We start from the raw sequence: 9,963 nt of genomic DNA on the forward strand, positions 1-9,963 counted from the left end.
ACTTGGTAGGCCTTGATTTACAGCGCTTAGCGGCATTTGAGGCCCAAGAGTTGGGCCTGCTTAGGAGTTTGATGAAATGAAATTACTGTTTACGTAAACGTCAATTTGGGGTATAGATTGGGGTAAACCCTTATATGGAGCCCCTGATGGACCTCTCGCTGACAGAAGAACAACAACTCATTCAGGATACTGCCAAGCGTTTTGCGGAAACCGAACTCGCGCCTGTGGCGGAAAAACTGGATCAGACAAAAGATAAATCCATCCTGCTGGAAAACTGTAAGAAGCTCGCCGAATTGGGCTTCATGGGTCTTAATATCAATGCGGATCATGGCGGCACTGAGGCTGGGGTTGTGGCCTTCAGTTTGGCGATGACCGAAATTGCTCGCGCTTGTGCTTCAACCGCCGTCACCATGTCGGTAACCAACATGGTTGCTGAAGTGATTCAGGCGATGGGCACTGATGAGCAAAAGAATAAATACTTACCTCTGATCTGTAGTGGTGAATACCGTGCGGGTAGCTTCTGCTTGACTGAATCGGGCGCAGGTTCCGATCCGGCATCGATGCGTACGCAGGCGGTGAAAACTGAAAACGGTTTTGCGATTAGCGGTACCAAACAATGGATCACCAGTGCTGAATTTGCGGGTGTATTTGTGGTGTGGGCGGTGACTGATCCGGAAGCGAAAAAAGGTAAAGGTATTACCTGTTTTCTGGTGGAAGCTGATGCACCGGGTATCACCGTAGGTCCTGCTGAGAAGAAAATGGGACAGCACGGTTCTGCGACCAACGAAGTGCATTTCGAAAATGTAGAAGTGCCTGAGTCAGCGATTCTGGGCAAGTTGAACGATGGTTTCCGTTTGGCTGTAGCTGAACTGGCGGGTGGTCGTATCGGCATTGGTTCGCTGGCGCTGGGTGTGGGTCTGGCCGCGATGGATTATGCCATTCAATACACGCAGGAACGGAAGCAGTTTGGTCGTCCTATCTCTGACTTCCAGGGCTTGCAGTGGATGATTGCTGATCGTTGCACTGAGCTGGAAGCAGCACGTTTACTGCTGATGAGCGCTGCCGATCGTAAAGAGCGCGGCCTTCCTTTTGCAAAAGAAGCGTCGATGGCGAAAGTGTTTGCCAGTGAAAAGGCAAATCAGGCGTGTTACAGCGCACTTCAGATGCTGGGTGGTTATGGCTACATGCAGGAATACCCACTGGAGCGTTATGCACGTGACGTGCGTATCACCTCGATCTATGAAGGTACCAGTGAGATTCAGCGTGTGATCATCGCACGAGAAATTATGCGTGAGCATAGCTAAGCGACCCAATAAAAGGCTGTTGTGATGAAACCACTCGCAGGACTTAAAGTACTCGACTTTTCAACGCTGTTGCCAGGGCCTTACGCCACTATGTTGCTGGCTGACCTGGGTGCAGATGTGGTGCGGGTCGAGTCTCCGACGCGAGATGATCTGGTACGCAATATGAAACCGCAGATTGCAGGGCAGTCTGCGGCGTTCAGGTACCTGAACCGGGGTAAGCGTTCAATTACTTTAGACCTCAAACACGCTGATGCTGCTGACGTAATCCATAAGCTGATCAACGAATACGACATTGTTGTAGAGCAGTTTCGTCCGGGGGTCATGCAGCGTTTGGGTCTGGATTACGCAGCGTTAGCGGAAGTGAAGCCCGATCTGATCTATTGCTCGATCTCTGGGTACGGTCAGACCGGCGCATACGCTGACAAAGCGGGGCATGATATCAATTTCCTGTCACTGGCCGGTGTTGCCAGTCATATGGGGCGTGCTGACGCAGGGCCTTGTCCATTAGGTGTGCAGGTTGCCGATCAGGCTGCGGGCTCTCACCCGGCTGTGGTTGCAATCCTCTCCGCGGTGATTCAGCGAGATCGTCTGGGCAAAGGGGCGCAGATCGATATTTCCATGGCCGATAACAGTGTTGCCTTGCAGGCGTTGTTAGCGCCGGGTGCGTTGAACGGCGCGCCTGAAGATTCTTACGAAAGTCACTTCCTCAATGGTTCTGGTTTCTACGACTACTACCGTACGCGCGATCAGCGCTATATCTCGGTGGGCAGTCTTGAGCCGCAGTTTAAGCAGCGCCTGTTGGAAACGCTAAAGGCAACTGAGCTGGCCCGCTTGAGTGATGCTGATTTGAAGGTGCAGCTGAAAGAGATCTTCATAACGGAAGATCTTGCCGTTTGGCAACAGCGCTTTAGTGATGTAGATGCCTGTGTTGAACCGGTATTGACGATGACTGAAGCCGCGCAGCACCCCGCGTTTGTATCGCGGGACCTGATCCAGACCACCGCTGACGGCGAAGTGCAGATCGCTCCGGCGATCCGTTTTGATAACGAAGCAAATGAATTACCCGCAGAAGCCCCCGTCAGAGGTGCAGATACGGATTTAGTGATGGCTGATGCCGGCCTGAACAACGATGAAATAAATAATCTCCGGGCGGCAGGGGTGTTTGGCTGAATCGCATTATGGATCAGTCATACCTGTCGTAACCCGGTGAAAGAATAACAACGATAAATATGAGAGTAAGAAAATGACTACGGAAAACTATCAGACATATTACGATCAGTTTACTCCGGCCATGATCGAAGAGCAGATGATTGGTAGCCTGAAAGACGGTTTCAACGTTTGTGAAGAGATCTGTGATAAGTGGGCTGAAGGTGACCGCGTTGCATTGAAATATGAGGGCGCGGATCGCCCAGCTTCTGAGTTGACGTTTGTAGAGCTGAAGGAGAAATCAGCACAGTTTGCAAACTTCCTCACCTCTCAGGGAATTGGTAAAGGTGACCGTGTTGCTGCATTGCTGCCGCGTACACCAGAGCTGTTGATTGTCATTGTTGGTGCATTGCGCGCCGGAGCTGTCTATCAGCCGCTGTTTACTGCATTTGGTCCGGGCGCGATTGAATACCGAGTACTGCAGGCTGATACCAAGCTTATCGTGACTGATCCGGCTAACCGTTCCAAGCTGGACGATGTCCGCGGCTGCCCTCCAACGCTGCTGGTTAACAAAGCTCAGGCGGATGCGAAGTATGCTGATGAGCGTGACTTCATGGCTGAGGTGGGTAGTTTATCTGCGGAGTTTACGCCGGTACGTATTAGTGCTGACGATCCTTTCTTGCAGATGTTTACATCTGGCACCGTAGGTAAATCCAAAGGTGTTGCTGTACCGGCGCGTGCGATTCTTTCTTTCTACATCTACATGCGTTTTGCTGTTGGCCTGCGTCCAGAAGACACGTACTGGAACGTGGCTGATCCGGGTTGGGCTTATGGTCTGTATTACGCGGTAGTGGGTCCGTTGTTGCTGGGTAACACCACGCATTTCTGCGAGTCCGGTTTCACACCAGAAACCACCTACGACATGCTGCGTAAGTACAAAATTACCAATCTGGCAGCGGCGCCAACGGCTTACCGTTTGCTGATGGCAAACGATAATATTCTGGGTGCGGATGACAAATTTGATCTGCGTGTTGCCAGCAGTGCTGGTGAGCCGCTGAACCCTGAAGTTATCGGTTGGGTGGATAAGCGTTTGGGTTGCCCGGTCATGGACCACTACGGTCAGACTGAAACCGGTATGACGGCATGTAACCATCATGACCTGGAACAGGATGTAGTACGTGTGGGCTCTATGGGCTTCTCTATGCCGGGTCATCGCGTTGTTGCGCTGGATGCCGACTATAACGAGATTCCGGAAGGTGAAACCGGTCAGTTGGCTGTGGATGTGGATAACTCTCCGCTGTTCTTCTTCCAGGGCTACACATGGCAGGAAAAAAATCCGTTCCACGGTAAGTATTACCTGACGGGTGATGTGGTAATGAGCCACGGTGATGGCAGCTACTCCTTCACGGGTCGTGATGACGATATCATCACAACGGCGGGTTACCGTGTAGGGCCTGCAGATGTAGAGAGCACCTTGCTGGAACACGACGCGGTTGCCGAATCCGGTGTGATCGGTAAACCTGATCCGAAACGTGGTTCTATCATCAAAGCCTATGTTGTGATTAAGCCTGAATTTGATCCTACGGAAGAGCTGGCGGAAGCGCTGAAGCAACACGTGCGTAATCGTTTGTCTACGCACGCCTTCCCGCGTGAGATTGAGTTTATGGCGGAGCTGCCAAAGACACCGAGTGGCAAAATCCAGCGTTTCATTCTGCGTAACCAGGCGCGTGACGAAAGCGACGCTTCTTCATAACGGAATAGCTTGAATGAAAACGAATAACCCGGATTACGAGATAGAAACTCGCCGGGTTTTCGATCAGGCGCCGTTTATTCGTCAGCTAGGGGCTGAACTCCTTGAGTTCAGCCCCGGCGTTTGCCGAACCCGGATTGTCCTGACCGAAAACCATAAGCAGCAGGATGGCTTTGTCCATGCCGGTGTGCAAGCGACGTTAGCGGATCACAGCTGTGGTACGGCTGCAGCTACGCTGATAGCGGACGGACAGCGTGTCCTGACCGCTGATTTTACAGTGAACCTGTTGCGTCCTGCGCAGGGGCACACGCTTGAGTGCGAAGCTAAAGTGCTAAAGCAAGGTAAAACCCTGACGGTGGCTGAAGGCGAAGTCTATGCCGTAGGAGAAGAGCGAAAGCTGGTTGCGAAAGCGACGGTGACGCTGGCCATCGTTACTGTGGGGTGATCTTGTGGAAATGAACTTCGAACAGATGCAGGTTTTCCTGAAGGAACATTTTCCTCAGGGGGATCAGTACGGTGAGTTGTTAGAACTCGGCAATGGTACATCAACGATGCGTTTGCCTGTGGATGATCAGCATCTGCGTCCTGGAGGCACGGTGTCAGGCCCTGCGATGATGGGGTTAGCGGACGTTGCTGTTTACGCTGCCTTGCTCAGTCGAATTGGTCCTGTATCCCTTGCAGTGACCACCAATCTCAATATCAACTTCCTGCGCAAACCCTCAGCGGATGCCGATATTCTGGCGAAAGCTCAGATGCTGAAAGTGGGTAAACGTTTGGGTGTTGGTGAAGTCTATATCTTGTCTGATGGCGATGACGAACCCGTTGCACACGCCACGATGACCTACTCAATTCCGGTGCCGGAGAAGCGTTAATGGCGTTGCAATGGATCGACAAAATGCTCACGCTGCCCGATGGACAGCAGATTCATGCGATGCATGGCACCCATTCAGCCGGTGAAGGCAAGCCCACGCTGGTCTTTCTGCATGAAGCCTTGGGGCATATCCGCATGTGGAAGCAGTTTCCCGAAAAGCTTGCGAGCATGACGGGATGTAATGCACTGGTGTATGAGCGCCTTGGTTACGGTGAGTCTTCTCCGATTACGTTGCCGCGAGCCGATGACTATCTTGTTCCTGAAGGCGAGCAGAGGGTAGGTGAAGTGCTCAATGCTGCGGGTGTCGATGATGTCATTCTGGTGGGGCACAGTGACGGGGGCACGATTACGTTGATTGCGGCTGCAGTGCTGGGTGATCGTGTTAAGGCGATTATCACCGAAGCGGCCCATCTGTATGCAGATCATCTGACTCTGGCGGGTATTCGTGAGGCGGCAGAGCGTTATCAAACGTCAGATTTGCCTGAGCGGCTGGCGCGGTATCATGGTGATCGTACGGATCTGTTGTTCCGGGCGTGGTCTGATACCTGGTTACGTGAAAGTTGTCATCAGAACATGAATTTCAGTCGTTGGTTGCCCGATATACAGTGTCCGGCGCTGATTATTCAGGGAAAAGACGATCAGTACGGTGTGCCAGAGCAGGTGACTGACATTTGTGCGGGGATCGGAGAAAACGCCACAGCCCTCTATCTCGAAGGCTGCGGCCATGTGCCTCACTTGGAGGCAGAATCGTCTGCTTTGGCGGCTATGGCGCCATTTATCCAGCAACAATTGGATTAGTTGCCTGGGGCGTCACAGATAACAGATATCAGGCTGTTTCGGTCAGACGGGCAGCCTGTTGTACCAATACAGGTAAGCTGCTAGCACGCATCTTGCTCATGACGCGGGCGCGATGTACTTCCACGGTTTTCGGGCTGATACCCAGCTCTTCTGCGATTTCACGGTTGGCTTTGCCGGTTACCACCAAGTTCATCACTTCTTTCTCGCGACGGCTCAGGCTTTCATAGCAGATCTGAATCTCGTTCAGCTCACCTTGTTCATGACGCATCTCATCCGCGCGTTTCAGCGCTTTATCGACCAGACGCAGCAGTACTTCGTCGTCGAACGGTTTTTCCAGAAAATCCAGTGCACCATGTTTCATCGCGCTGACGGCCATCGGAATGTCACCGTGGCCGGAAAGTACGATAATCGGCATCTGAATATCGCGATCCTGCATGATCTGTTGCAGTGCCAGGCCATTGATTTCAGGCATACGCACGTCCAGCAGCATACAACCGATCTCGCCATTGAAATTATCCAGAAAGGCTTGGGCAGACGGGAAGGTAATCACTTCATGGCTGGCAGACTCCAGTAGCCACTGCATCGAGTCACGAAAATCTTCATCATCGTCAACGATATAGATGGTGCCTGTCACGTTTGCTTGCATTATTTATCCCTTAGAGGAAGTTTCAGATGGAAATGGGTTCCGGTCTTACCGTCGCTCTCTGCCCACAGCTGTCCGCCATGGGTTTCGATAATGGTGCGGGAGATGGAGAGTCCCATACCCAGTCCTGTGGATTTCGACGTGTAGAACGGTTCAAACAGGTTAGCCAGACCTTCACTTGAAATCCCTTTGGCTTCGTCTTCTACCGAGATATGAATATAGCCCCCGGCGTTTCGGGTGCTGATAATAACGGGTCTGTAGCTCTTTTCACAGTCACTGTAAGCTTCAATCGCGTTTCGCATCAGGTTTAGCAAAACCTGTTCGATCTGCACCTTGTCGGCCAGTAGCGGAGGGTCTTGTTCGTCAAGATGAAAGTCGAACGTAATGTTGTGATCGATCGCTTCCTGATGCAGAAAACGGCTGACCTCTTTACAGGCGTCGTTGATCGAAAACTCGAGTCGCTGATATTCTGTTTTACGCACAAATGCACGCATCCGTTTAATAATTTCCGCTGCACGTTTTGCTTGCTTGGTGATCAACTCCATAGAGCGGGTTACCGTGGTAATCGCTTCGGCATCGTTATTGTTGTCTTCCAGTCGGCGCTGGGTACCGCGGCAATAGTTGAGGATAGCTGCCAGTGGCTGGTTGATCTCATGGGCGAGACCGGTTGCCATCTCACCCACAGATAGAAGGCGTGACATATGGGCCAGTTCAAGCTGGTGGCGTTTGGCTTCCTCTTCCGCTTTACGGCGTAGCGTTATATCCCGACCAATGATGGAGTAATACTCTACCTTGTTATTTTCACGGCGATTGCGGTGGGCGATGATCTCGCGAATTTCGGCGACACGGTTCAGTTGTTCTGGCAGATTCATCGGAATGCTGCCATACCAAACGCCATGAATCGCGGCGTGTTCCAGCGCATCATTGACCAGTGATTCCATCACCTCTTCGGTAAAAAGTTTGTCGAGATAATAGATCACAGGCGTGTCTTTTTCGGTACCCAGTGTGTGATAAGCCGATTCATTCAGGTAGGTCAGTCTACGGGTTTCGTGGTTGCAGAACATGATCATATCGGATGAAGACTCAACGACGCGGGCCAGTCGACGCATAGCGCGCTGAGCTTCTTCGCGCTCGGTGACATCACGCGATACGCAGATGATCTCTACCGGTTGGCCGCTGTCGTCGCGGATGGTGCGGCTGGTGGTTTCCAGCCAGATGTAATACCCGGCTTTGTGGCGATAGCGATAGACATTGGTGTACATGCCTTCTCGATAGCGCACGGATTCCGCGCGTTTCAGCAGGTTGTCGGCGTCTTGTGGGTGGAACATGTCATAACCCGCCATGCCGATGATCTCATCGGGCGTATAGCCCAATACGCTCTCAACAGCCGGGCTGACATCAATATACGTCCAGTCTGGCGCAGGCGTGTGTCGCGAGATCATATCAGTGGATTGTTCCGCCAGCAGGCGGTAACGGTCGGCATCCTCCCGACACTGTTCTAAGTCCATTGAGGCTTTCTTATTCATATATAGGGCCTGCTAATACTATTCGAATCGGGCCTGTTGTCCCTGCTTAAGCGCCAATCAAGGCGTGAGGCGCGTGGTTTGGTCATTCCAAATGAGCAACGAGCAACGCTGGGTGGCGCTTAAGCAGGGACAACCCAAAGGGCTGTTTCCATTTTGTGTTCAGCTGCGTTATCGGTCCCTTATGTATGCTCAATACACTGCGCTCCCTCTGCCTTGCTGAGCAAAAAATGGAAGCAGCAGGCATGGTTCACTTAGTGTTATCAGGCCCTGGCCTAGGGGAAATCCCGGTTAACTTATCTACAGCACAATGATATGACTTTAGAATAACTTGAGTAATAAGGGAAATTGCGTAGTATTACTGCTTATGTAAGGGTAAACCTTTATTTGGTTGCCAGGGTGATTGGCTAACCAGCACCATCAGCTAATAAGCAATCAACAGTTGGCATGACTGACTGTGAGACATAACTACAACAGGAATGAGAACGATGAGCACAAAGCATAATCCCTATGAGCTTGGGCTTGAGCAAAATGTAGCAAACTACGCTGCACTGACTCCGCTTAGTTTTATTGAGCGTGCCGCTTTCGTTTACCCGGAGCACACCGCAACGGTTCACGGACAGGTACGTCGTAACTGGGCAGAGACTTACACACGCTGCCGTCAGATGGCGAGTGCCCTGCAGAAGCAAGGGATCGAAAAAGGCGATACGGTTTCTGTCATCGCACCGAACTTGCCGGAAGTGTTCGAAGCACACTTTGCTGTACCGATGTCTGGCGCAGTACTGAATGCAGTGAACATTCGTCTGGATGCAGAAGCGATTGCGTTCATTCTGCAGCATGCTGAAGCCAAAGTGGTCATCGTTGAGCGTGAATTCTCTGAAGTTGTGTCAAAAGCACTGAAAATGATTGCGCACAATCCGCTGGTGATCGACATCGATGATCCGACCTATGAAGGCGGTGAGCTGATTGGTACCACGGATTATGAAGCGTTTATTGCAGAAGGTGATCCTGAGTTCGCTTGGCAGCCACCGGCTGATGAGTGGGAAGCGATCAGTCTGAACTACACCTCCGGCACCACCGGAAACCCGAAAGGGGTTGTCTATCACCACCGCGGTGCGTATCTGAACGCGATGAGCAACATCGTATCCTGGGATATGGGGCGTCATCCGAACTACCTGTGGACGCTGCCGATGTTCCATTGCAACGGCTGGTGTTTCCCTTGGGCGATCGCTGCGGCGGCAGGTACGTCTGTTTCCCTGCGTCATGTCCGTGATCAGGATATCTATGACCTGATCCGTGAAGAGAAAGTGGATCACTTCTGTGGTGCGCCGATTGTTCTGAACATGCTGAACAACGCGCCTGCTGAGATGAAAGAAGGGATCAATCACAAGATCAAAGTGATGACTGCGGGGGCAGCGCCTCCGGCAGCGGTCATTCAGGGCATGGAAGAGATGGGTGTGGAAGTGACCCATGTTTATGGTCTGACTGAAACCTACGGTCCTTCCGTTGTATGTGCATGGAAAGATGAGTGGAATGACAGCAGCATCGAAGATAAGGCCCGTCTGAAATCCCGTCAGGGTGTGAAAGCACCAATGCTGGAAGGCTTGATGGTTGCGAATCCGGAAACACTGGAGCCGGTGCCGCAGGATGGCGAAACCATGGGTGAAATCTTCATGCGCGGTAACCTGGTGATGAAAGGTTATCTGAAGAACCCGTCAACCACCGATGAGTCGTTTGAAGGTGGTTGGTTCCACTCCGGTGACCTGGCGGTTTGGCATGAAGACGGTTACATCGAAATTAAAGACCGTTCCAAAGACATCATTATCTCCGGTGGTGAAAACATCTCCAGTATCGAGGTGGAAGATGTGCTTTACCGTCATCCGGATGTGATGGAAGCGGCAGTCGTGGCGAAGTCTGATGAGAAGTGG

The 9,963-nt window shown here is 51.9% G+C and carries 9 protein-coding genes; 7 read left to right on the forward strand and 2 right to left on the reverse strand.

Annotated elements, in window-relative coordinates:
• Positions 1-146 precede the first annotated feature (146 nt).
• The 6 genes from ABYW01_RS06745 to ABYW01_RS06770 all read left to right on the forward strand — a co-directional run bounded on the left by ABYW01_RS06745 (position 147) and on the right by ABYW01_RS06770 (position 5,869).
• Complete coding sequence (locus tag ABYW01_RS06745; RefSeq protein WP_372831723.1) at positions 147-1,304, forward strand: acyl-CoA dehydrogenase family protein; 1,158 nt, start codon at positions 147-149, stop codon at positions 1,302-1,304.
• A 24-nt stretch (positions 1,305-1,328) separates the two neighbouring features.
• Entirely contained in the window at positions 1,329-2,474 is a 1,146-nt protein-coding gene (locus tag ABYW01_RS06750; protein WP_372831724.1) for a CaiB/BaiF CoA transferase family protein, read from the forward strand.
• Positions 2,475-2,547: 73 nt separating this feature from the next.
• A complete protein-coding gene (locus tag ABYW01_RS06755; protein WP_372831725.1) occupies positions 2,548-4,203 on the forward strand; it encodes an AMP-binding protein in 1,656 nt (551 codons plus the stop codon).
• 13 nt (positions 4,204-4,216) lie between these two features.
• Positions 4,217-4,645, forward strand: a complete 429-nt coding sequence (locus ABYW01_RS06760) for a PaaI family thioesterase (RefSeq protein ID WP_372831726.1) — start codon at positions 4,217-4,219, stop codon at positions 4,643-4,645.
• 10 nt (positions 4,646-4,655) lie between these two features.
• Complete coding sequence (locus tag ABYW01_RS06765; RefSeq protein ID WP_372831727.1) at positions 4,656-5,072, forward strand: PaaI family thioesterase; 417 nt, start codon at positions 4,656-4,658, stop codon at positions 5,070-5,072.
• Positions 5,072-5,869: an alpha/beta fold hydrolase gene (locus ABYW01_RS06770; protein WP_372831728.1), complete on the forward strand. Its 798-nt coding sequence runs from the start codon at positions 5,072-5,074 to the stop codon at positions 5,867-5,869. The genes ABYW01_RS06765 and ABYW01_RS06770 overlap by 1 nt, the downstream gene beginning before the upstream one ends.
• 28 nt (positions 5,870-5,897) lie before the next feature.
• Here ABYW01_RS06770 and ABYW01_RS06775 read toward each other — a convergent pair whose 3' ends face one another.
• Both ABYW01_RS06775 and ABYW01_RS06780 read right to left on the reverse strand, forming a co-directional pair.
• On the reverse strand, positions 5,898-6,515 hold the full coding sequence (locus tag ABYW01_RS06775) for a response regulator transcription factor (RefSeq protein WP_372831729.1): 618 nt from the start codon (positions 6,513-6,515) through the stop codon (positions 5,898-5,900).
• Positions 6,515-8,038, reverse strand: coding sequence for a PAS domain S-box protein (locus ABYW01_RS06780; RefSeq protein ID WP_372831730.1), 1,524 nt, complete (start codon positions 8,036-8,038; stop codon positions 6,515-6,517). Before ABYW01_RS06780 ends, ABYW01_RS06775 begins: the two co-directional genes overlap by 1 nt.
• A 485-nt stretch (positions 8,039-8,523) precedes the next feature.
• Here ABYW01_RS06780 and ABYW01_RS06785 point away from each other — a divergent pair.
• The coding region (locus ABYW01_RS06785; protein WP_372831731.1) for an acyl-CoA synthetase at positions 8,524-9,963 on the forward strand (1,440 nt) is incomplete at its 3' end.

Source organism: Pontibacterium sp. (assembly GCF_041587635.1).
Classification (GTDB): domain Bacteria; phylum Pseudomonadota; class Gammaproteobacteria; order Pseudomonadales; family Balneatricaceae; genus Pontibacterium.